Source organism: Paenibacillus sp. Dod16 (assembly GCF_049893405.1).
Taxonomy (GTDB): Bacteria; Bacillota; Bacilli; order Paenibacillales; family Paenibacillaceae; genus Paenibacillus_AQ.
This window is the reverse complement of the sequence record NZ_JBNDYG010000005.1, coordinates 442,736-466,015: the sequence shown is the minus strand read 5'-3', so window position 1 is coordinate 466,015 and position 23,280 is coordinate 442,736. Positions and strand designations below refer to the sequence as shown.

The following is a 23,280-nucleotide window of genomic DNA, read 5'->3' as shown; positions in this document are numbered from 1 at the left end:
TGAATTGGAATTAGGAGCAAGCCTTATGTTGAAGCAGCCGCTGGCAGACTGGACACGATCCGGGCCTGCCGAGGCACTGCTCGTGAGGCTTGCTTTTCTATGTGGCATTTGCCCTGATTTCTTTTTGACAAAAACAGGCGCAGCGCTTACCATCAAGGATAGAAAGGAGGGCTCGCCTTGAATTGGTTGGGATCATTACAACAGCTGGGCAGAGCAGTTATGCTCCCTACAATGGCGCTTCCGGCGGCAGCTCTCCTGCTTAGCGTGGGGAGTCTGCCATGGTCGGCGTGGGGCTTCGGAACCTTGGGCGAGATTGCCCAGGCGGCGGGGCACGGCGTGTTTTATTATATGCCGTATTTATTTGCCATCGGTGTCGCATGGGGGCTCTCGAACCAGGGAGGACCCGCAGGTCTTGCCGCTTTGGCTGGCATGTTCATTTACGATCAGGTTATATCCCGTCTCGGGGACGGGAGTGTACAGCCCTCGACCTTGATTGGGATTATTTTTGGGGTAATGTCCGGTTACGTTTATAACCGGTTCAAACATATTAAGCTTCCAGAAGCTATACAGTTTTTTGGGGGCTCCCGATTTGTGCTTTTGTTCATGGGGCTGTTCTCCACGATATTTGCATGGATCATGCTGGGGATGGCTCCTATGGTACAGCGCGGATTAGATGCCTTTTATGATCTGACCGTACATATGGGGGCATTCGGATTATTTCTCTACGGAATTTTGTACAGGGTACTGACGGCATTTGGTCTGCATCACTTGTTGAATAACGTCTATTGGTTTCAGCTGGGCTCGTACGAGACGGAAGACGGTACCGTCGTTCAGGGGGATTTGCCCCGATTCTTCGCGGGTGATCCGACAGCGGGCGACTTCATGGCCGGGTTGTTCCCGATTATGATGTTTGCCCTGCCGGCGATTGCATTTGCCATTATTCAAGAGGCGCGGGAAGATTTGAAGCCGAAGGTGAAAAAAACGTTTATGCGGTCCGCGCTCGTCTGTTTTTTGACCGGGGTATCGGAGCAGATCGAATTCGCGTTCTTATTCGCGTCTCCTTATCTGTATGTGCTCCACGCCCTGATGGCCGGTTTCGCGATGGTGCTTACCTATGCGTTTGATATCCACCACGGGTTTTCATACTCGGCTGGATTTATCGATTACGTACTCAATTTTCACTTGTCGCAGAACGCCTGGATCATCATACCGATCGGGGCCGTATACGGCATCGTTTACTATTTTTTGTTCCGCTGGGCCATTCGCACCTTCGAAATCCCGACACCCGGTCGTGAAGAAGGCTCGGCGCTGGAAGGCCGGGCAGGAGACATCCCCTATCAGGCACCGCTTATTCTGGAGGCGCTTGGTGGGAAAGACAACATCGTTCAGGTCCAATCCTGCATGACGCGTCTTCGACTGACCGTATACAATGACCGCCAGATTGATTCGGACGCACTGAAATTGCTCGGTTCAGCCGGCATCATCAAGCTGGGCGGCGGGAATGTCCAGGTGGTATTCGGGACGTATTCCGAGCTCATCCGCGAAGAGATAAATAAGCTGATGCAGCAAGATTTACCGCGCGTTCTGTTCAGCGCGCCCGTACAGGGACGCATGCTTCCGATTGATGAAGTACCGGATGATATTTTTGCCGCCAAGCTTGTCGGCAACGGCGTGGCGTTCATTCCGGAAAAAGGGGAACTTGTATCCCCGGTATACGGAACCGTGATGCATGTCTATCCGACGATGCATGCCATTGGCATTTCAACGCCGGATGGACTCGAGGTGTTGATTCATATCGGGATCGATACCTCTCAACTGAAAGGACCGTTTACAGCTGTGGTAAGCGAAGGGGATACTGTCGAGCCGGGGCAATTGCTGGTCAAGTTCGATCTGGCATATTTAAAGACACATGCCGCATCACTGGCCACACCGATGGTGATCACCAATCCCGATAAAGTAAGATCTTGGAGCTTTGCTCCATTCAAGTCCGTTAAGAGAGGACAGTCATCTGTCATGTCCGTCGTATTAAATGAGAGTAATGCTGGGGGTAGAGAATCATGATACAAGGCATTGGCGCAGCAACAGGCGTAGCGATCGGTAAGGCTTTCGTACTGCCGCATTGGGAGCTGGACCTTCCGGATTCCGAAATGGATGCTGTCGATTTAGCCAAAGAGTTCGAGCGCTTATATGAAGGCATACGAACCTCCAAGAATGAAATTGAATATATCAAGAACGAATTCAAGGAAATGGTGGGGCACGAGGAGTCGCAGATCTTTGATGCGCATCTGGCCATACTGGAGGATCCCGTATTCATGAACGAAATTCAAGGGATCATCGAGCGCCAGTACAAGGCTGCCGAAGTAGCAGTTAAAGAGGCGATCGATCATTTCGTATCCATGTTCGATTTGCTGGACGACGAGTATATGAAGGAGCGGGCACTGGATATTAAGGATGTTGGTAATCGGCTGCTCAAGCATCTTCTCGGTGCTCCGGAAGTCAAGCTTCCGGCTGATACGCAGCCTTATATTTTGGTTGCGAAGGAACTTTCTCCGTCTCAGCTCGTGCATCTTAACCCTTCCCACGTTCTTGGCATCGTGACGATGACGGGTGGCAAGACCTCTCACTCGGCGATTATGGCCCGCGCTCTCGGCATACCGCTTGTATCCGGGATTGAGAACAAGCTGGATCATCCGATCCAGACCGGACAGCATCTGGTTGTGGATGGGGATGAAGGCTTGCTGTATTTGGAGCCCGACACGCTGGTTGTAGAGCGTTACGAAGGGATCCGAGAGCAGCAACGGAAAAAGAAAGAGCAGCTGCAGCTCCTGGCAACCGTTGATGCGGTTACGAAGGATGGAACATATTTCAATCTGGCCGCGAATATGAACTCCGTTAAAGAAATGGAGATTGCGCTGAAGAACGGCGCACAGGGAGTCGGATTGTTCCGGACGGAATTTTTGTATATGGATCGCCACAACTTTCCTTCGGAAGAAGAGCAATTTGAAGTGTATAAACTGGTTGCCGAGAACGCAGGTGAGTCCTCGGTCGTGATCCGTACGCTGGACATTGGCGGCGATAAACAGTTGGATTACTTCGGGCTGCCGGAAGAAGAGAACCCTTTCCTGGGTTATCGTGCCATTCGTATCAGCCTGGATCGCACAGAGCCGTTCCAGACCCAGCTGTCCGCCATTCTGAGGGCCAGCGCTTTTGGTAACGTCAAAATCATGTATCCGATGATATCCTCGATAGAGGAAGTCAAGCAGGCTAATGCCGTGCTGCGGCGTGCGATGGCCGATTTGGACCAACGCGGCATCGCATACGATCCCAACATTAAGGTCGGCATCATGATTGAGGTGCCCGCGGCAGTTACCATCTCGGATCTGTTGGCAGAGGAAGCCGATTTCTTCAGCATCGGGACGAACGATTTGGTTCAGTATGTGCTGGCGGTAGATCGGATGAACGAGCAGATCGCGCATATGTACCATCCATTTCATCCTGCGGTCTTGCGCATGCTTCGGACGACGGTGGAGGCTGCGCATGCGGCAGGCATACCGGTCAGCGTGTGCGGAGAAATGGCTGGGGACGAGCGGGCGATTCCGATATGGCTGGAGCTTGGCGTTAAGGATCTAAGCATGTCGCCGCAGTCCTTGCTTCGCGTGAAGCATCGGATCTTGAATACCAATGCGGCAGAAGCGAAGGGGGAGGCAGCGGCTTGCTTCAAATTGCGTACCAGCTCCGCTGTCGAAGAGCGTCTAAGCGCGTTTGCCGAACGCAGCAGTTATCTGAACGGAACTAACGGTACGGACAGCACGGCCTCTTAAAAAGCCAACCTCAAGAAGAAGGATGTCGTTACAATACTCATGTTTCTTTTTTGAGTGGACAAGCTAAGCTATACCCACATGAAAAAACAGCTGCCTATCTCACCAGGAGTCCTTCTTGGTGAAATGAGCGGCTGTTTTTGTGTGGTGCAGGGGAGCTTTCAGCCTTGCTGTGCCAGAGCATCGCAAAAAGCTTTGCCGTACGGCGGCAGATCCGGTGGACGGCGGGCGGAAATAATATGACCGTCAGTCACGACGGCTTCATCCTTCCAGATTGCACCGGCATTTTCCATATCGTCGCGGATCCCCGGTGTGGAAGTAACCGTAACGCCGTCCAGGATTTTGGCAGAGATGAGTACCCATCCGGCGTGGCAGATCTGTCCGATCGGTTTTTTGTCCGCATTCATTTCTTTAACCAGTTGAAGGACTTTATCATAACGGCGCAGCTTGTCCGGCGCCCAGCCGCCCGGAACGAGAATTCCATCATAATCCTTGCTGTTCAGGTCTTCAAATGAATATTCGGCTTGAGCGGGAACACCATATTTGCCCGTGTAAGTTTTTCCTTTTTCCAACCCGGCAAGATGGACTTCCGCCCCTTCCTCACGGACCCGGTAAACGGGATACCATAGTTCCAGATCCTCAAATTCTTCGTCTACAAGCGCTATTACCTTTTTTCCAGCCAATCTCATGATTGATATAACCCCTTTCTCGCAGATTTCCTCATGTATCCGTATGACTGTTCTTATTGTAACAAATATGGAGGGCAGTTTCATAGGAACGAGCAAAGAACAAACATTTGGAAACATATCTGGTAAATAAAGCATTATCACAAATTAGCAGGATTCTTTGGTATGATAGTCGAATAGAACTAGTTTAGGTGACAGATTTGTGACATAGGCTGTTGGAATTAGATTACGTGATAGGATTTGGGGTGGGCATTTTGTTCAAAACCTGCAACTGTGGACAATGGATGAAGTTGGAATTAAGAAAGCTGATTCATGAAAGAAAGACTCGAATATATCATGTTCCTGTTTATGCCTGTCAGGCTTGCAAGAAGTATGAGCTTCTGCCTCTTATTAAACCGGATTTACTTCGCTATCTCGCATCGATTAGCAATGAGACTGGACGAATACACGTTTCGTTCGCAGATGTTAATGAGTCTGCATACGTACTTCGAGAAGTGTTCCGTACATACGATGATGATTCGTCGGTAGAATGGCAGACACGCTGTATGGAAGTTTTTGATGAGCGGATCAATATGCTGTTGGATCTATTTCGTTATGCCCAGAGCTTGGGCGACGGTGACTGGATGAGACAAATTGAGGGGCGGCTCGAGCAGTTAAGCACGATTAAATCTCTCGTTCCTGAAAATTCGGGAAATTATGCAAGATAATTTTCAGAAAATTTTCTCGGTTGTTGGATTTTTCACGCACTTTTTGTTAGGATAGAGGATAGGAACTTCAATACAATGAAGGGAATGTATATCCTATGGCGACGTTGACGAAAATGACTACTATAGAAGAGTTGCGCAGCACCCTTGAATCTTCGGAGCAGAGGCCCTTGCTGATGTTCAAACATAGTACCAGATGCCCAATTAGCGCCGGAGCCTATAAGGAAGTGCAAGCTTACCTGGAGGACCAGCCGAACGAGCGGATCGACTATGTATGGATTGATGTCATTGCCGACCGTCCGGTGTCGAGTCAAGCTGCGGAAACTCTAAGCATACAGCACGAATCGCCACAAGTTATTCTTGTAAAAGAAGGAGCGCCAGTCTGGCATACATCCCATTCCCATATTACGGCTGAAGCGCTGAAGGCTCAATTGGACGGCATCTAATGCCGTGTCGTTGCACAAAGCAGTAATTTGTCGTATCATAAATTCAATTGGTATTGAACGAATGAAAATCTATTGGCAATGGAGAGAAGGAATTTGACGGTAACCATTTACGATGTTGCGCGCGAAGCAGGCGTTTCCATGGCGACGGTATCACGGGTTGTAAACAATAACCCGAACGTTAAGCCTCAGACCCGGAAAAAAGTATACGAAGCGATTGAACGTTTAGGGTATCGTCCGAATGCGGTAGCCAGAGGTCTGGCCAGCAAGAAGACCACAACCGTCGGCGTTGTGATCCCTGACATTTCGAACTCGATCTTTGCGGAGATTGCCCGTGGTATTGAGGATATTGCTAACATGTACCACTATAATATAATTTTGTGTAATGCCGACAAACGTAAGGAAAAAGAAATCCGCGTTATCAACACATTGCTTGAGAAGCAAGTGGACGGTTTGTTGTTTATGGGTGGAACGGTGACGGACGAGCATATCCAGGCGTTCCAGACATCGGCTGTGCCGATTGTTCTATGTGCGACAAGTGACGAGAGAGGTTCTTACCCTTCCGTTGACATTGATCATGAACAAGCTGCGTTTGATGCGGTAAACACTCTGATCCGGCACGGGCACCGTGAGATTGCCATGATCAGCGGCACGCTTCAGGATCCGGCGAACGGTTATGCACGTTTCCAAGGGTACAAGAAGGCGCTGGAAACTGCCGGCATCGAGTATCAAGAGGATCTGGTGCGTATTGGTAACTATCGCTATGAGTCCGGCGTGGAAGCGATGAAATACTTCCTGGGACTTAAGAAGAAACCGACGGCTATTTTTGCTGCTACCGATGAGATGGCAATTGGCGCTATTCATAGCATTCAGGATGAAGGCTACAAAGTGCCGGATGATTTCTCTATTATCAGCGTAGATAATATTCGGATGGCATCGATGGTTCGTCCACAGCTGACAACGGTAGCTCAACCGATGTATGATTTGGGAGCCGTAGCTATGCGCTTGCTTACCAAGCTGATGAAGAAGGAGAATGTGGAGAATCCTCGCGTGATTCTGCCGCATGAAACGATTCTTCGGCTTTCGGTTAGTCATGTGAACGAGTAAGAAGTGTGAATGAAAGCAATTTACCATTTTGAAGAAAGCTCCTGGTTTTAAAGGGGCTTTTTTCTGGTGGGATTATTTTGTGGTCTTGAATTCAGGAGGGATATCGGTATGACAACACAGGTTATTGGCCTAATCGGGGCCATGGACGAAGAAGTGGAAATGCTGTTCAGTCAACTGGAGAATAAAGAAACGGCAGTTCGTGCAGGGGTTACATATGCTTCGGGAACGATTCATGGCAAGCGCGTCGTTGTATGCAAGAGCGGAGTGGGTAAGGTGAATGCCGCGGTTACTACGCAAATCTTGATTGATACTTATGGCGTTTCCAAAATATTGTTTACCGGCGTGGCGGGCGCGCTGCACCCGGAGCTGAACATTGGCGATATCGTCATCTCTTCCTCCTGCATGCAGCACGATATGGACGTGACGCCGCTCGGCTTTGCGCGCGGCGTGATTCCGTATCAGGCAGTGTCTGATTTTCCTGCTGATCCCTCGTTGATCGAGCTGGCAGAGGAAGCGTGCAAAGAGCAGGCGGCGAATCATTACGTCATCGGAAAGGTTCTTTCGGGCGATCAGTTCATTGCCAGTCGTGATACAGTACGGACGCTTCACGAGGATATGAACGGGGTTTGCGCGGAAATGGAAGGCTCTGCCGTTGCCCAGGTATGTTATATGAACGGTGTGCCTTATGTGGTAATCAGATCCATGTCGGATAAGGCTGACGGTTCTGCCCATGTCAACTTTCCTGAGTTTACCGTGAAAGCTTCCAAGCGTTCACACGAAATCGTGAACTACATGCTGGGCAAACTCTAGTAAAAACTTTGTGTAAGTGGTAGGCATACATATCCAGTATGCATCTCTACAGACAAACTCCCCGAGGGCAAGCCCTTGGGGAGTTTGTTTTTTTATTTATTGGGTATCGACTTAATACATAAACCGCTGTCTGAAACGGATACGATCGAATTGTTCTTGTGATGAAAGCGGTACGTGCCGTCCGATTCTGACCATGAGACAGTTGGCAGGATGGGAGCAGATTTCCGGATCGTCGGTTGCGTACCACTCCATATCTACAATTTTCATTAACCGCTCCATCATTTTGCGGTAATCCCATACGTTAAGGCCGCTTCCTTTAAGATCCCAATGCCAGTAGTACTCGGTCGTAAACACGATGTAACGCTCCATCTGTTCTTCTTCAAATGCAGTCTTTATCATCTGCTGCCCAAGTCCCAGAGAACGGTAATCTTTCGCTACCTCGATGGCACCAAGTTCAATCAAATCTTCCATATTGCCCTCAGACCAGCGTTCCTGCTCATCCGGGTGATGAAACGTTACATATCCAACGATCATATCTTGGTCTCTCGTGATGATGATTCTGCCTTCGGGCAGGCCTGCAATTTCCACCAATGCCTCATGCTGCTCCGCAGGACGACGAAATGCCTTGAGATCAGGGTGCATGGTTAGCTCGGATAGTTGCTCGGGAGGTACAGGTCCTTCGATGATCAGGCGGCGGTCTTCAGGGAACAAAACATGAGACTGGTATACCTTGCAGTGTTCCATCCGTTACGCTCCTTTCAATTCCATACCCTACTTATAGCAAAAAAATAAAAAAATGAAAAGCAATGACAGGCAAACGAGAGCTATGATATAATCTTTTCGACATAAAATCTTCACATTTGTGTCGTACTTAACGATATGTTTCCTTGCGAATTCAGGGGTTAATGACTCGATGACTGCGACAACGTGACGACCCACCGCAATGTGTAAAATGTATGTTTCATTCAATCATTTTGTAAGCGCTGTCCACTATGAGGAGACCGATTTGAGAATGAGGAGGATGTTATCATGAATCAAACGCATAGCGAAATATTGCCAAGTGAAGTTTCACATTCCAATATGAAGAGTTACGAGCAGGCACGCTCCGAGTTTTCATGGGACGAAATCGAGAGACATTTTACTTGGTATGAGACGGGCAAAGTGAATATGGCCTATGAAGCTATAGATCGTCATGTGGCAGAGGGGCGAGGAGATAAGGTAGCTCTCTTGTATAGTGACGCCAATCGTGAGGAATCTATTACTTATGCGCAGTTGAAAGAAAAATCCGACAAGTTCGGTAATGTACTCCGTAAATATGGTGTTGGCAAAGGTGATCGGGTATTTATCTTTATGCCGCGCGGTCCTGAGCTCTATGCCGGTTTGCTGGGCATTCTGAAGGTTGGCGCCGTGGTCGGCCCATTGTTCGAGGCGTTTATGGAGACGGCTGTAAAGGATCGTCTGGAGGACAGTGGAGCGATTGCACTGATTACGACGCCTGCACTGTTGTCACGCGTGAAGCGAGACGAGTTGCCTGAACTGAAGCATATTTTTGTCGTGGGCGAGATTGAAGAGGAGGACCCGCGGCTAGTAAGCTACCACGAGGAAGTTGAAGCTGCATCAAGTGAGCTGGAGATTGAATGGCTTGAACGGGAAGATGGATTGATCATGCACTATACGTCAGGCTCTACCGGGAAACCGAAGGGCGTGTATCACGTGCAGAATGCCATGATTCAGCATTATTATACGGGCAAGGTTGTTTTGGATTTAAGGGAAGATGATATATATTGGTGCACGGCGGATCCGGGCTGGGTTACCGGTACGTCCTACGGTATTTTTGCACCATGGTTGAATGGAGTTACCAATGTCATTCGCGGAGGCCGTTTCAGTCCGCAGGATTGGTACAGCACTTTGGTGAACAATAAGGTAACGGTATGGTACAGTGCTCCCACCGCCTTCCGCATGTTAATGGGTGCCGGCTCCGAGCTTATCGACCAATATGATCTGAGCCATGTACGGCATATTTTATCCGTTGGCGAGCCGCTTAATCCCGAGGTGGTGCGTTGGGGACACAAGGCTTACAAGCAGCGTATCCATGACACATGGTGGATGACAGAGACTGGCGGACAGTTGATCTGTAATTACCCGGGCATGGCGATCAAGCCAGGATCCATGGGACGCCCAGTGCCGGGCATTACAGCGGCTATCCTGGACGATCAGGGGAAAGAAGTGGCTCCGTACACGATGGGGAACTTGGCAATCAAGACACCTTGGCCGTCCATGATGAGAAAAATTTGGAATAACGAGGCGAAGTATGAAGAATACTTCCGAATTCCGGGCTGGTACATTTCAGGTGATTCGGCATATATGGATGAAGAAGGATACTTCTGGTTCCAGGGCAGAATCGACGATGTGATTAATTCGTCCGGTGAGCGAATCGGACCGTTCGAAGTCGAGAGCAAGCTGGTTGAACATCCGGCTGTTGCTGAAGCAGGCGTGATCGGTAAGCCTGATGTTACCCGTGGCGAGATCATTAAAGCCTTTATCTCTTTACGTGAGGGGTATACACCTACTCAGGAGCTCAAGGATGAAATTTACCGTTTTGTGAAGGAAGGACTCTCCGCCCATGCCGCGCCTCGTGAAATTGAGTTTAAGGATAAACTTCCGAAGACACGCTCCGGTAAGATTATGCGCCGCGTACTGAAAGCGTGGGAGCTGGATCTTCCGACAGGCGATCTGTCCACGATTGAAGATTAAAAGCGTGATCAAGACAGGGCTGACAATGAAGATGGTGGACCACCATTTTCATTGTCAGTTTTTTTGAGACAGGCGCTTTTCCTTTTACCAAAAGAATGAACTAGACTAGAAGTTTCTATTTAAGCCAAAATAAAACCAGCCCTTCCAACAGATGATCTCTGTAGAGGGGCTGGCTTTTTACTATTTCAATCTATTTTTTCTCAAAATATACGGCCGGTGAAGCAGCAGATTCACCGATTGGATTTACGGCAGTTATTCTAAAGGTACCGCCGATTGGGTTACCAGAGGAGTAATAGAACTCCGTGCTCTTACTTGAGCCAAGAATCTGGTAATTGCCGTCACTATTTGGACTGATGTAGATGTTGTAGACCATAACCTCTTCCTCTGGAGCATTGCCGCTCCAGGTGGCCTGAAAGCCCTCAGGGGTAGCTACAAGGGTCGGCTGACCTGGTGCAGACGGTACGGTAGCAGCACCTTCATCCCCAAGTTCCAGGTCGATATTGGGATCTCCCTCAGTCAAGCCGTCATCCGGATTATCGATGTCGTCATCCGGATTCGCATCGTTGTCGCCCGGTACTTCGAATCCAGGCGCTGTGCCGCCCACAATGGCGCTTGGCTCAGATACTTTGCCGGCAACGTCAACGGCGACAACGTAATAGGAAGTAAACATTCCGTCAGCTCCAAGTCCCGAGAAGACAAGACTCTCATCGCCAAGCACGACCTGCCCTTGATGTGTATACGGACTTCCGTTAACGGACTTAAAGAGCCGGTATCCGACTACATCAGGAGATCCGCTGGCATTAAAGCTGATCGAGCCGCTGCCCATCGAATAATGAACGTTTTTCGGTGGAGTAGGGGCTTTGCCATCATCCGTTCTAGGGTCGAGCCTGCTTGGCATCCCTTTCTTCGCGTCCTGCGGCAGATAAGATTCCAGTGATCTCTTTTCACCTTTCATGACCTTCAGGGCGTTCTGCAGCTCTATAATCAGCTCATCGATGGGTTTCTCGCGCTTGATTACGATTTGTTCTCTCAACATATCCAGAGGCGTTGCTTCATGTGGAATGTAATTTACACCCCGATAGGTGATATATTTCGCTTTTGCGATGCCATCATCGCTTTCGGTAGGCACAAACTTCACATTAAACAGATCCGTTACGAATCTGTCCGTTAAGGCGGTCGGCAGTTTGCCGCTGTACGCCGAAACCGTTTTGGAGGTTATGCCTTCAGGCTTCTCAAACGTTTTGGTTGGGAACAGATCCGGCTTAACGTCGGTTGCTTCGTTCATGATTCTTGCCCAAATGGCCTGTGCGTGCTTGCGCTGGTCTCCAACGAGCGTATTTTTTTGTTCTTTGTATCCGACCCATACGCCAAGCGTCACATCAGGCGAGTATCCCATGAACCAGACATCCCCGTAGTTCTGGGTAGATCCGGTTTTACCAACGACCGGAACCTCATTGAATTTCTTGTACGTGTCTCTGACCTTGCTGCCTGTTCCGTTCGTGATGACGGTTCGGAGCATATCCGTCATAAGATACGCTGTCTGCTCGGAGAACACCTGCTCCGGTTTTACTTCATGTTTATAGACAATATTGCCTTTGGAATCCACGATTTTCTCAATCATGAAAGCATCCGTGAATTTGCCTTGATTGCCGATGGAACTGTATGCATTGGTGAGTTCTTCTACGGTTACGCCGTAATGAAGCCCGCCGAGTACACCTGTTGAAGCATTATAATCGCCGTCCTCCAAGGTAGTGATACCCAGCTTCTTGGAAAACTCCCAAGCCTTCTCGATTCCGACCGTGTTGTTAAACAGTTTGAGGGCCACCGTATTGGTCGAATCGTTCAATGCCTGTCGTGCCGTCATCAATCCTCTGTACCCGGTGTACGAGTTTTTGGGAATATGGAACACTTTGCTGTAGTCCTTTAAGATGATGGGGGAATCGTCCACCACGCTGGCAGGTTGAATCCCTCCCGAATCGAGTGCCGGTAAATAGGCGGCAATAGGTTTCATGGCAGATCCAGGTTGTCGTTTCATTTGTGTAGCGTAGTTCATTTGTTCTGTGTTAAAATCCCTGCCCTCAATCATGCCGAGAATGGCGCCGGTTTTGTTGTCGATCATCATCGCGGCGGTCTGCTCCATTCCTTTTTCCTGGCTGTCAGGCAAGTAGTTGCTGTCATCCTCCGCGATGGATCGCATGGTCTTGTATAGTGTCCGGTCGATGGTGGTGTAAACACGGTAACCGCCGGTGCTGAGCTGGGCCCGGGAAGCATCCATCAGATCGGAGTTCGCTTGCGTGCCTTTTGCGTTCTCTTCCGCTTCCTCGCTCAGCTGCATCAGAATATTCGATGCTTGACGTTCTACTTCCATCATGAGATAAGGATAAGTCACATAGGCCTTCTGCGTTCGAGGAGCAAGCGATTTTTTGATATCGAATGCCTTGGCCTCTTCATATTCGGCTTGCGTTATTTTGCCTTCTTCCAGCATGCTTGCCAGCACGCGGTGTTGCCGGTTTACTGCCCGGTTAAATGCTTTCTCGTCAAATTCTCCTTTGCCGTTGAAGGCCGAGTAGGAGGATGGAAGCTGCGGCAGACCTGCCAAATATGCAGCTTGAGCCACGTTCAGATCATCCAGCTTGTTGATGTTGAATATTCCTTTTGCGGCAGCCTTGATCCCGAACAGCTGGTATCCGCTGGAACCATTCCCGTAAGGAACCTTGTTCAAGTAGGCTGTTAAAATTTGGTCTTTACTCAAAAAGCGTTCCATCCGCATGGCAAGCAGCATTTCTTTTACCTTGCGGTTATCGGTTTTGTCGCGACTTAAAAAAGTGAGCCTGGCCAGCTGTTGCGTCAACGTGCTGCCGCCGGTTTGAACCGGTTCGTTCAGCACGCGTTCTTTTACGGCGCGAGCGGTACCTTTTATGTCAACACCCTTATGTGTATAAAAACGGTTGTCTTCTATGGATACGACGGCATCCTTAACAAGCTGGGGAATATCCTTGAATTCCACAGGTCGTCTGTCTTCTTCGGTTCTAAGCTGCCCGATCGGTGAGCCATCCGCGAAGTAGGCGAAGCCCGTTATGGCATTGTCGTTCACCGTATTCTCGATGAGAGCTCTGGATCTTACCGGCTCATTCTCAACAATAGAGGTCACGTAGCCCGCTACGGCTCCTCCGGCGAACAAAACGCCCATCAGACCCACCACAAAGAGCCATCCGATGACGGATCCGAGCACCCGCAGAAAGGACCGTTTACGCGGTTTCTTCTGTTTTTCAGGCTCTTGTTTTTTCTCCTCAACCATGAATGTATACTCCTCCTTTTAACGCACCTATTATAGCATAAATCGAAGGTTTTGAATCATGTGTCCCTATATAGCGTGTCCTTTTTTGAGGAAGATTGACTTTTTCGGAAAGCATGTGATACAAATAATGCAAAGTTCATATCGTGAAAAGCTTTGAAGGACCCCAGTAGAAGGCGGAGCCTTTCGTTTCCAGAGAGTCGGTGGGTGGTGCAAACCGATAACGAGCCCCTTTGAATTACCGTCCGGAGCTGACCGGGGGAAAAGAGGCGTACACCTGTGCGGCTGTTACAGTAGTCCGGTTCCGGGATGACAACCCGTTATGGCAATGAAGTGAGAATCCGTTCCTTGTGGTAACGGATTTTAATTAGGGTGGTAACGCGAGCGCTCCTACTCGTCCCTTGGGATGAGTAGGAGCTTTTTTTGCGTTCATAAATAGAGGGAGGCGTGCGGAAACATGAAATGGGATGGTATATCGAACGTTCAGCAGCAAGAGGTGGAACGGCAGATGGAGGTGATCTCCCGTGGAGCAGTGGAGATCATCCCGGAAGAAGCGATGAGGCAGAAGGTGATGAAATCGGTTGTAACCGGCGAGCCGCTGCGCGTGAAGCTGGGAATGGACCCGTCAGCGCCCGATCTTCACGTCGGGCATACCGTCGTGCTGCAGAAGCTGCGTCAGTTCCAGGAACTCGGACATGAAGTACAGCTCATCATTGGGGACTTTACCGGCAGAATCGGAGATCCGACAGGCAAATCGAAAAACGCGTAAGCAGCTGTCGGAAGAAGATGTTAGACGGCATGCGGAAACGTACAAAAAACAAATATACAAGGTATTGGATCCTGAAAAAACGAAGGTATATTACAACTCCGAGTGGCTTGCGCCGATGACTTTTGCCGATGTGGTCAGCTTATCGGCAAAAGTGACGGTGGCACGGATGCTCGAGCGCGATGATTTTACAAAACGGTATCAGAGCGGGCTTCCGATCAGCATCCATGAATTTTTTTACCCGTTGATGCAGGGGATGGATTCTGTGGCGCTTAAGACCGATGTCGAGCTTGGTGGGACGGATCAGAAGTTTAACTTGCTGATGGGACGCACCCTGCAGAAGGAGTATGGCTCAGAGCCTCAGGTTGCAATCACGATGCCGCTTATTGAAGGGCTCGACGGCGTACAGAAGATGAGTAAGAGCTTGGGCAATTACATCGGTATCGATGAAGATCCGAATGAGATGTATGGTAAGTCCATGTCCGTTCCGGATGAGCTCATGCTCAAATACTTCAACCTGGCCACGGATATGGCAAGTGAGGAGGTAACCAGCTTGGAGAAGGGGCTCCGGGACGGAGTTGTCCATCCCCGGGATGCCAAGATGAGTTTGGGGCACAGACTCGTTCGCATGTATCATGGGCGGGAGGCTGCGGATGCTGCACAGCAGCATTTTGTGACGGTATTCCAGCAGAAGGCACTTCCTGAAGACATTGAGGTTTACATGGTACCCGAAGGAGAATTGAAGGAAGGAAAGATTATGCTTATCAATCTACTGACACTGCTCGGTTTTGCCGCTTCCAATGGCGAGGCTAGACGGAGCATTCAGCAGGGGGCCGTAAAATGGAATGGGGAGAAATGCAGCGACATTTACGGTGAGATCGTGCCTCAGGATGGGGATGTGGTTCAAGTGGGCAGGCGTAAATTTGCCAGACTGAGGCTTTCTTAAGCTTATTGAACCTGAAGAGGATTCAATGAGACAGCAAAAACCCTGAAGGCCAAGGCCTTCAGGGTTTTTAGATTCCGAGTTAATCTTAACGGTTGTAGAATTCGACGATTTGTTTCTCATCGATATCTTGGGAAAGTTCGGAACGTTCTGGAAGACGGATGTATTTCCCTTCCATTGCTGCTTCATCAAATTCGAGGTAAGCTGGAAGATGTACACGGTTAGCCAAAGCTTCCTTGATGGAGGAAAGGCCGCGGCTTCTTTCACGAAGACCGATTACATCGCCAGTGCTTACAGCGTAAGAAGCGATATCGACTTTCTTGCCGTTCACAGTCACGTGACCGTGAGCTACCAATTGGCGAGCACCCGCACGGGAGTTGCTGAAGCCAAGACGGTAAACCAGGTTGTCTAGACGGCTCTCAAGCAGGAACATAAAGTTCTCACCAGCGATACCTTTCATGCCAGTTGCTTTGTTAAACAGGGTTTTAAATTGCTTCTCGCCCAAGCCGTACATATGACGCAGCTTTTGCTTTTCTTGAAGCTGCATACCATAGTTGCTGACTTTTCTCCGTTGGTTAGGACCATGCTGACCTGGAGGGAAAGGGCGTTTAGCCAATTCTTTACCTGTACCGCTCAGGGAGATTCCCAGACGACGGCTTAATTTAAATTTAGGACCGGTGTAACGTGCCATGTTATATAGACTCCTTTTTAATTAAAGTTTCATTAGGGCTCTATTTGCGCCGTATTTGTTTGCTCTACCGAAATCGCCGGAAGATCTGCCAGGAAAGTTCAGCCGCTGTCCTGTCAGTAACAAATAACGTGAGGGTGACACAACCCGCCCAAATTCATGGAATGCATTGCATTCTTACTCAACAATAAATATTATATGAAGTAATGATATAAAGTCAAGTTCAACCTGCAACTTACTATAACTTGGATTTTGTCTAATTTTGTCGATAGGTCCATGGACCTAAAAATATTGTGAAGAACGCATAAATTTTAATGCAAAAATGGGTAGAAAAGAGTAAGATGATATTGGATTAAGTAGTCTCATTTATCTAGTTACATATTGTAACATCTATCTGGTGTTTATGCAGCACCCTCCCAACATGTTGAACAGCTGGGTTACCGCCATTCGTGCGGCAGCCAAATGGATCCTTACATTATGAATCGGAACGCCAGTCTTGGATAGGCCTTTTATAATGGTGCAAAGGAGCGCCCAATATGTCAGAAGATCAACGGAAAGTGTATGAAAGCTCTCCCGGCTCTGCAGTTATGTTTCAGGATGCCGGGCCAATTCCTGGAAACGAGCCTTGCTTTTGGCTTCAGAGCTTGGATATTACACCTCATGATTTCCCTTATATTCAGCCTCTCATATCAGACAGCTATCTGGAGTGGCTAAGAGAAAGCGCAGGCACACAGGCGATGAAGAAATTCAGCTGGGCCCTTCTTTCTCATGAGGGAGCTTGGCTGACAGGGGCTTCCGATATAACGGAATACCTTAATGTAAGTGAAGATGAGACATTATCGCTTGCTTTGAACACCAAGGAAGCGGCCCAAGGAATGGGAAAGGGTTCGTTTGAGGGAAGCGTGCTGTGCGCTGTCCCGCTCTTCACTCGCATTCATGGTGATGTATTTGCGGTGATGGTCAGTGTTTCCTCACAGGCAATGGAGCCGGAACAATCACTTATGCTGACAGAAACATACGCCTTATTGTTTCGTTCCTGCTTCTATCGGAAGCTGGAGTACGTGTTTGCTGATGATCTGGAGAAAGTCCACACCCAAGCTGAGCGTGAGGTGCACAGGCGTTCCATCATGTTTCAGTATGTCAAACGGATGCATATCCAGATTGATGTGGACAGCGTGCTGGTGGAGGCTATCGACAGTGTCCTGGCGCTGTATCCCAAGGCCAAAGTCGAATTGTTTATGTCTCAGGACCATGAGAGTGGACATCCGCTTGTACGTCCTCTGCTGCTTCATCATTGGCAGAAAGAGGTTTATGTGCGGACATTTATGGAGGGTACCCTCACGATTGATGAACATGAGGAATCCGGTTCGATCGTGGAAATCGGGATTCCCATGGGAGGCAAGCAGGGCGTTTATGGCGTACTCCATGTGGAAGTGGACAAGTCCGAGCTGCCCGATATGGATCTGGAGCTGCTCGGGATGATGGCCGACGCTGCCGGCACCGCGTTTGAGAATGCCAAACTGTACGAGCAGTCCAATCTGATGATTCATGAGCTCCGTATGATTAATGAACTGACACAGCGGTTGAACAAAAGCCTGCATTTGGCGGAGATATTTCAATTTGCCAACCATGAGCTGCTAAAGATTCTTGAAGCCGATTACTGCTGCATTTTGATTTATAACGAGGAGCTTGGCGGTCTTGAAGTGGTATCCTGCAACGCCGAGTGGCTTGCCAAGGAGGTCTTTGAGAAGGATTATGGTTTGGGCGGCCTAGTCTATCATTCGAAGGAGCCCCTCATCCTGTCAGACTATCACGAAGAACGTCCGGCGGAATCCAGGCTAATGGAGAGCACTCATTCCAGCTCGATGATTGCTACTCCGCTAACCGTTAACGGTGAGGTACGGGGCGTTGTTCTTCTCACCCATGCGAAGCCGCATTATTTTTCCTATGACAGCTATCGGCTGCTTCAAGCTCTGACCAGCCATATTGGTCTGGCTATCGGCAATGCTTTTCTGCATGCGGAAGTGAGGAGAATGGCTAACCGGGATATGCTGACTGAACTGTATGCGAGACATTATCTTGACGAAATGATCCATGAATGTCAGAACCGTGATTTTTGCGGTTCTCTCATCGTTGTGGATATCGATGAATTCAAGCAGGTCAATGATACGTTCGGTCACCAGCGGGGGGACAAAATTCTGAAGCAGGTCAGCAGCATCGTGAAGACAACGATACGGCACAGCGATATTCCAGCCCGCTGGGGCGGTGAAGAGCTTGCCGTGTATTTGCCGGGACTCGGCATTCAACAGGCGATGCAGGTCGCCGAACGGATTCGCATAAGGGTATCGGAAGAGACCGATCCCCGCGTAACGGTGTCCTGCGGAATTTCCGAATGGAACTGGACCAATGACAAGATCAGCGTAGAGTCTCTCTTCTATCGAGCGGATATGGCCCTTTACGAAGCGAAGAATGGCGGCCGCAACCGGATTGTCGTGGAGAGGGCGGAAGCTGAAATCGGACTGGATTAAAAACCCTGCAGCTATTTAGTGGCTGCAGGGTTTTTTCTGTAATCTGCATAATGTAAGGGGCCGCGGATAGCCTAAGAGCAAGATCAACGAGAGGCTGATGATTATGAGAATGAGAAGATCACGGAGCGTCATCGGAATGGTTTTGTTTGTCTTTTGCCTAACCGGATGTGCCTGGCAGGAGCAGTTGTCTGCCGAAGAGTCGTTTAACCGTGCCCTGTCGGGGCTGTCGGGCGTTGATAATTTCTCTTTTCGGGGAGAAGCAGCGATTCGGACCGGAGAAAACGGACCGTTTCAGCAAAGTTTGGCATTTGAAGGCAATCTGCAGCATCATACGGATTTGACACTATCATCAAGGGACAAAGGGACAACAATACAGAAGGATAAGGTATCAGCGGATTCGGTATATAAATCAGATGGACTTACAGTGGCACTGAAGCGCAAAGAAGGCAAGTGGAGCACGATGTCATCGGAACATGCCGAAGAAATGTGGATCACCCGCTTGAATCCGCTGGAACTGCTGGAGTATATCGGAAAGTCGGAGAAGACGGTGACCCAGGAACTGGGGGCGGCAAGAGGAACCAAGGTGCTGCGCATCGAGCTGTCACCCGAGGCGGCAGCCAATATGGTCTATGGATCGCTGGATGAGCAGATGAAGGCGCTGGCTGCGCGGATCGAACGCAAAGGTGATCCGCTATACAGTGCAGATCCTAAGGTTCGTAAACGACTTAAGGCCGTCTGGGAGCGAGACTATAATGAAATGAAGAACATGCTCAGCAATGCGGATGCCGTTTCGGTCTCTCATGTAACGATTAACAACAAAAAACAGCTTCCTACCAAACTGACTATGGAACGAACGTTGTTTTTCGTTGACGAGCAGGGCAGAACCCGCACGGAAACGCTGCTGTCCGATGTTACATTTACCGGTTATTGAAGGATCAGCCATGAAAATTTTTTTAACGATGAACGCTGACTTCGTGTTGGTTGCATGCTACAATAATTTATAAATTTACCGCTGTTCAATTCATATGTTGGGGAACAGTCATCATAAGGAGGATATGACATATGCGTGATCCCAGAATTCAAAAACTGGCTCAAAATCTCGTGAACTATTCGGTAGATATGCAGCCAGGCGAAAATGTGCTCATTGAAATGATCGGATCGGAGCGCGATCTGCTGAATGCCATCATTGAGGAGGTTTCGAATCAAGGTGGCCGCCCGTTCGTGCAATTGACAGATCGCACGGTTCAACGGGCCATGCTGAAGAAAGCAAACAAGGAGCAGCTTGAGCTGTGGGCTGAGCTGGATCTTGAGCGCATGAAGAAAATGGATTGTTACATCGGTATCCGCGCAGGCGAGAACGTCAACGATATGGCTGACGTGCCTGAGGAAAACATGAAGCTGTACAATGCACTGTACTCGCATCCCGTACATAGCGAAGAGCGCGTCAAGCGTACGAAATGGGTGGTTCTCCGCTATCCGAACGCCAGCATGGCGCAGCTTGCCAACACCAGCACGGAGGCGTTTGAGGATTTCTACTTCGATGTGTGCAATCTGGACTACTCCAAAATGGACCGCGCGCAGGATCCTTTGGCCGAGCTGATGAGGAATACCGACAAGGTTCGCATCGTGGGACCGGGAACGGACCTCAGCTTCTCGATCAAGAACATCGGCGCGGAGAAATGCTCCGGCCAGAAAAACATTCCGGATGGCGAGGTATACACAGCGCCTGTTCGTGATTCGGTTAACGGAACGATCGCTTACAATACACCGACTCTGTACAATGGCGTCACCTTCGAAAATATTAAATTTCGCTTTGAAAACGGAAGAATCGTCGAAGCAACAGGCAGCGACACGAAGCGGCTGAACGAGATCCTTGATGCGGACGAAGGTGCAAGATATATCGGCGAGTTTGCCATCGGCTTCAACCCGTACATTTTGACACCGATGAAAGATATTCTGTTTGACGAGAAAATCGCAGGTAGCCTGCATTTTACGCCAGGTCAAGCATATGATGTAACAGACAACGGCAATCGTTCCTCGATTCACTGGGACCTCGTGTTGATCCAGCGTCCGGAGTACGGCGGCGGGGAAATCTACTTTGATGACCGTCTGATTCGCAAGGATGGTATATTTGTTATTCCAGAACTGGCAGCGTTAAATCCGGAAAATCTTAAATAGATTGGAAAAAATGTTGCATAAGAAAACGGATTCAATGTATCATGAAGGTGCAGTGATGAGCTTTATTCAGATCCTAAAGTTACGGAGGGATTCGTATGTCCAATAACAATCAATCTATCGTAGAAATTTCGCAAACCGCCAGCCAGTTCTCATCCTCCATCGTTTTACAGGCGGAGAACAAGTACATTGATGTTAAGAGCATCTTGGGTCTGTTCACAACGCTTGTCAACAGCCAAAGCTATGAACTGCATGTACACGGACCTGATGCTGATGCAGCTAAAAAGGCAATGATCGACGTATTCACCAAGCATGGTTTGAATGTATCCGTCGTGGCTGAATAACAGTCGCCAAAAACACCCTTCCATAGAATGGAAGGGTGTTTTTTCGTAGAGAAAGGGTCTATTTTGTTCAGGTCCTTGTATTGAGAAACGATTTCGACTAATATTAAAGATAGTAACTGTGCTGTGATTTTTGACATAGGGGGGAAGATCATGACTTCATCTGATTTACAGGAACAGCTGAATCTCAAAGCGATCAGTCTTCTACATGAAGATGCAGATAAAATCCTAAAGCTTATTGAAGTACAGATGGAGAATCTGGCGACCCGTTATTGCCCTCTCTATGAGGAAGTGCTGGATACCCAAATGTACGGTTTTTCAAAAGAGGTTGATTTCGCGGTGCGGGCCGGGCTTCTTCCGGAAAGTACGGGAAAGCAGCTGATCAGCAAGCTTGAACGCAATCTGGCGGTCCTGTACGAAGCCATGAATCAATCCAAATAGCCTGTACTCGTACAGGCGCATACATAGAGAAACGCATGTCGCACTCAGGCGGCATGCGTTTTTTTTCTTGTGGATAGGATGGCATCGCGCACGATGTATGCAGCTATGCGGGCGGACCGTTTCCTACGCTAGACGAGGAAGAACGAGACGCCCAGTATGACGTATACGGCGAGCAGCAGAAGGCCTTCATACCAGTTGGAAGCACCGTCCTGCGTGATGGATCTGGCAATGAATACGGCGACGCCGATGGCGACCAGCTCGAGCGTGGTGAACACGAGATCCATCGTATCTCCGAGAAAGAAGCTGATAAACACTAGCACGGGAGCAACGAACAAGGCGATCTGCAGGCTGCTGCCGACGGCAATTTCAACGGCGGCGCCGATTTTGTTCTTCATCGCCAGCATGATAGCTGCACTATGTTCGGCGGCGTTACCGATAATCGCTACCAGGAAGGCCCCGATAAACAGCTCGCTGAGGCCATACTCGTGACTGATAGGCTCAAGGACCCCGACAAGCCATTCGCTGACAAACGCGACCATGACGGTGGCGACGACAAGATACAGAATCGAGCGTTTCTTGGTCCAGGTGGGGCCGTGCTCGTGCGGCAGCGCATCCTGGTCGTGATCGTCGCTGACATCCGCCAAATAATTTTTGTGGGTAATCATTGAGAATCCAAGCCATGCGATGTAGGACACGATAAGAATTCCCGCTACAATGAGGCTGAGCGTCTTGGTCTCACTCTCCGTAATGGAGTGGGTATTCAGAAAGACCGCAGGGATGAACAGCGCGATAATGGCCAGCGTCATCAGGGATCCGTTCAGGCCTGCCAGCGTCACATTGTATTTTTGGATTTTAAACTTGAGGCCCCCGGCAAACAGGCTGAGCCCAAGAACGAGCAGCAAGTTGCCGATAATGGAGCCGGTGATGCTTGCCTTCACCATATCGTACAAGCCTTCCTTGATCAGCAGGATGGCGATGATCAGCTCTGCCGCGTTACCGAAGGTGGCGTTGAGGAATCCCCCGAGTCGTTGACCCGCGTAATGCGCAACGCTTTCGGTTGCTTTGCCTAGAAAACCGGCGACAAAAATAACCGAGATCGAAGACAAAATGAATTGGAGCGTGAAGTTCCAGTTCGCAAAGTGTCCCAGCGCGCTCAGTAAAAAAGTGAAGATGAGAAGCGCGGGATTTAGCCATTTTTTCATAACCGACACCTACCTTATGGTTTATGTACTGATGAGTTCTTGCGATTGGAAACGACGATTCTCGCATCGCTTTCTACAATATACCCAAATTTTTCGAAAAATTATCCCTGTTTTCTGAAGGGAGCATTTGCTTTTTGGGTCCGTTACGATTTACAATAACGGATAATGAGGTGAAGGAGGATATGGCATGACGGAACAACTTCAACTGGATAACGGTTTGATTCGAATATCGGATGATGTCGTCTCGAAAATTGCCGGATTGGCTGCCTTGGAAACCCCAGGTATTGCAGCCATGTCCGGTGGATTGTCCGAGGGATGGGCTAAGAGACTGAGCGGCAAAAATGTGCAAAAGGGTGTTACCGTGGAAGTAGGTCAGCTGGAAGCGGCGATCGACCTGCGGATTATCGTGCTCTATGAGACACCAATACATGAAGTATGCCGCATGCTTCAACAGAATGTCCGCGAAGCTGTCGAGAGCATGACAGGGCTTCGAGTGGTTGAGGTCAACGTGAAGGTCGAAGGCGTAGCGTTTAAAGACGATGAAATCGACGATATTCAGCTTCGAGCCAAATAAGACGA

Annotated in this window: 18 protein-coding genes, 1 pseudogene and 1 other annotated feature; of the genes and pseudogenes, 14 read left to right on the top strand and 5 right to left on the bottom strand. The window is 49.2% G+C overall.

Going from position 1 to position 23,280, the window contains the following annotated elements; all coding sequences use genetic code 11:
• Positions 1 to 177 precede the first annotated feature (177 nt).
• On the top strand, positions 178 to 2,061 hold the full coding sequence (locus tag ACPV3A_RS06960) for a glucose PTS transporter subunit IIA (RefSeq protein ID WP_216535160.1): 1,884 nt from the start codon (positions 178 to 180) through the stop codon (positions 2,059 to 2,061).
• On the top strand, positions 2,058 to 3,821 hold the full coding sequence (ptsP, locus tag ACPV3A_RS06955) for a phosphoenolpyruvate--protein phosphotransferase (protein WP_194541727.1): 1,764 nt from the start codon (positions 2,058 to 2,060) through the stop codon (positions 3,819 to 3,821). The genes ACPV3A_RS06960 and ptsP overlap by 4 nt, the downstream gene beginning before the upstream one ends.
• Positions 3,822 to 3,979: 158 nt before the next feature.
• On the opposite strand, the gene ACPV3A_RS06950 is transcribed toward ptsP, so the two are convergent.
• The gene (locus ACPV3A_RS06950; protein WP_426198518.1) at positions 3,980 to 4,507 is read right to left on the bottom strand and encodes a type 1 glutamine amidotransferase domain-containing protein; all 528 of its coding nucleotides are present in this window, start codon (positions 4,505 to 4,507) and stop codon (positions 3,980 to 3,982) included.
• Between the two features lie 281 nt (positions 4,508 to 4,788).
• Between ACPV3A_RS06950 and ACPV3A_RS06945 the strand changes: the two genes are divergently transcribed.
• The 4 genes from ACPV3A_RS06945 (at position 4,789) to ACPV3A_RS06930 (ending at position 7,568) form a co-directional block, all read left to right on the top strand.
• Positions 4,789 to 5,211 carry a hypothetical protein gene (locus ACPV3A_RS06945; protein ID WP_253300913.1) on the top strand — a complete coding sequence of 141 codons (423 nt, stop codon included), beginning with the start codon at positions 4,789 to 4,791 and terminating at the stop codon, positions 5,209 to 5,211.
• A gap of 95 nt (positions 5,212 to 5,306) precedes the next feature.
• Entirely contained in the window at positions 5,307 to 5,654 is a 348-nt protein-coding gene (gene ytxJ, locus ACPV3A_RS06940; RefSeq protein ID WP_216535157.1) for a bacillithiol system redox-active protein YtxJ, read from the top strand.
• A 93-nt stretch (positions 5,655 to 5,747) separates the two neighbouring features.
• Positions 5,748 to 6,758 carry a catabolite control protein A gene (gene ccpA, locus ACPV3A_RS06935; protein ID WP_071223674.1) on the top strand — a complete coding sequence of 337 codons (1,011 nt, stop codon included), beginning with the start codon at positions 5,748 to 5,750 and terminating at the stop codon, positions 6,756 to 6,758.
• Between the two features lie 108 nt (positions 6,759 to 6,866).
• A complete protein-coding gene (locus ACPV3A_RS06930; RefSeq protein WP_426198517.1) occupies positions 6,867 to 7,568 on the top strand; it encodes a 5'-methylthioadenosine/adenosylhomocysteine nucleosidase in 702 nt (233 codons plus the stop codon).
• Between the two features lie 111 nt (positions 7,569 to 7,679).
• Here the strand turns inward: ACPV3A_RS06930 and ACPV3A_RS06925 are convergent, their stop codons facing one another.
• Positions 7,680 to 8,312 (bottom strand): GNAT family N-acetyltransferase, encoded by a 633-nt coding sequence (locus ACPV3A_RS06925; RefSeq protein ID WP_071223676.1) that lies wholly within the window; start codon positions 8,310 to 8,312, stop codon positions 7,680 to 7,682.
• Between the two features lie 285 nt (positions 8,313 to 8,597).
• Between ACPV3A_RS06925 and acsA the strand changes: the two genes are divergently transcribed.
• A complete protein-coding gene (acsA, locus tag ACPV3A_RS06920) occupies positions 8,598 to 10,322 on the top strand; it encodes an acetate--CoA ligase (protein ID WP_071223677.1) in 1,725 nt (574 codons plus the stop codon).
• Between the two features lie 190 nt (positions 10,323 to 10,512).
• Here the strand turns inward: acsA and ACPV3A_RS06915 are convergent, their stop codons facing one another.
• A complete protein-coding gene (locus ACPV3A_RS06915; RefSeq protein ID WP_426198515.1) occupies positions 10,513 to 13,620 on the bottom strand; it encodes a transglycosylase domain-containing protein in 3,108 nt (1,035 codons plus the stop codon).
• Between the two features lie 144 nt (positions 13,621 to 13,764).
• Positions 13,765 to 14,022, top strand: a binding site (T-box leader).
• A 52-nt stretch (positions 14,023 to 14,074) separates the two neighbouring features.
• Between ACPV3A_RS06915 and tyrS the strand changes: the two are divergent.
• Positions 14,075 to 15,329, top strand: a pseudogene (gene tyrS / locus ACPV3A_RS06910) (tyrosine--tRNA ligase).
• Positions 15,330 to 15,414: 85 nt separating this feature from the next.
• On the opposite strand, the gene rpsD reads toward tyrS, so the two are convergent.
• Positions 15,415 to 16,017 (bottom strand): 30S ribosomal protein S4, encoded by a 603-nt coding sequence (gene rpsD, locus ACPV3A_RS06905; RefSeq protein WP_071223680.1) that lies wholly within the window; start codon positions 16,015 to 16,017, stop codon positions 15,415 to 15,417.
• Positions 16,018 to 16,550: 533 nt separating this feature from the next.
• Here rpsD and ACPV3A_RS06900 point away from each other — a divergent pair.
• The 5 genes from ACPV3A_RS06900 to ACPV3A_RS06880 all read left to right on the top strand — a co-directional run bounded on the left by ACPV3A_RS06900 (position 16,551) and on the right by ACPV3A_RS06880 (position 21,499).
• Positions 16,551 to 18,542 carry a sensor domain-containing diguanylate cyclase gene (locus tag ACPV3A_RS06900; RefSeq protein ID WP_426198514.1) on the top strand — a complete coding sequence of 664 codons (1,992 nt, stop codon included), beginning with the start codon at positions 16,551 to 16,553 and terminating at the stop codon, positions 18,540 to 18,542.
• A gap of 103 nt (positions 18,543 to 18,645) precedes the next feature.
• On the top strand, positions 18,646 to 19,473 hold the full coding sequence (locus ACPV3A_RS06895; RefSeq protein ID WP_426198512.1) for a hypothetical protein: 828 nt from the start codon (positions 18,646 to 18,648) through the stop codon (positions 19,471 to 19,473).
• A 131-nt stretch (positions 19,474 to 19,604) separates the two neighbouring features.
• Positions 19,605 to 20,720 (top strand): aminopeptidase, encoded by a 1,116-nt coding sequence (locus ACPV3A_RS06890; RefSeq protein WP_426198511.1) that lies wholly within the window; start codon positions 19,605 to 19,607, stop codon positions 20,718 to 20,720.
• A gap of 95 nt (positions 20,721 to 20,815) precedes the next feature.
• Positions 20,816 to 21,061, top strand: coding sequence for an HPr family phosphocarrier protein (locus ACPV3A_RS06885; RefSeq protein ID WP_071223684.1), 246 nt, complete (start codon positions 20,816 to 20,818; stop codon positions 21,059 to 21,061).
• Positions 21,062 to 21,211: 150 nt separating this feature from the next.
• The gene (locus tag ACPV3A_RS06880; RefSeq protein ID WP_009589686.1) at positions 21,212 to 21,499 is read left to right on the top strand and encodes a YlaN family protein; all 288 of its coding nucleotides are present in this window, start codon (positions 21,212 to 21,214) and stop codon (positions 21,497 to 21,499) included.
• 128 nt (positions 21,500 to 21,627) lie between these two features.
• Here ACPV3A_RS06880 and cax read toward each other — a convergent pair whose 3' ends face one another.
• Entirely contained in the window at positions 21,628 to 22,701 is a 1,074-nt protein-coding gene (gene cax, locus ACPV3A_RS06875) for a calcium/proton exchanger (RefSeq protein ID WP_426198509.1), read from the bottom strand.
• Positions 22,702 to 22,888: 187 nt separating this feature from the next.
• On the opposite strand from cax, the gene ACPV3A_RS06870 reads away from it, so the two are divergent.
• Positions 22,889 to 23,275 (top strand): Asp23/Gls24 family envelope stress response protein, encoded by a 387-nt coding sequence (locus tag ACPV3A_RS06870; protein ID WP_009589611.1) that lies wholly within the window; start codon positions 22,889 to 22,891, stop codon positions 23,273 to 23,275.
• Positions 23,276 to 23,280: the final 5 nt, after the last annotated feature.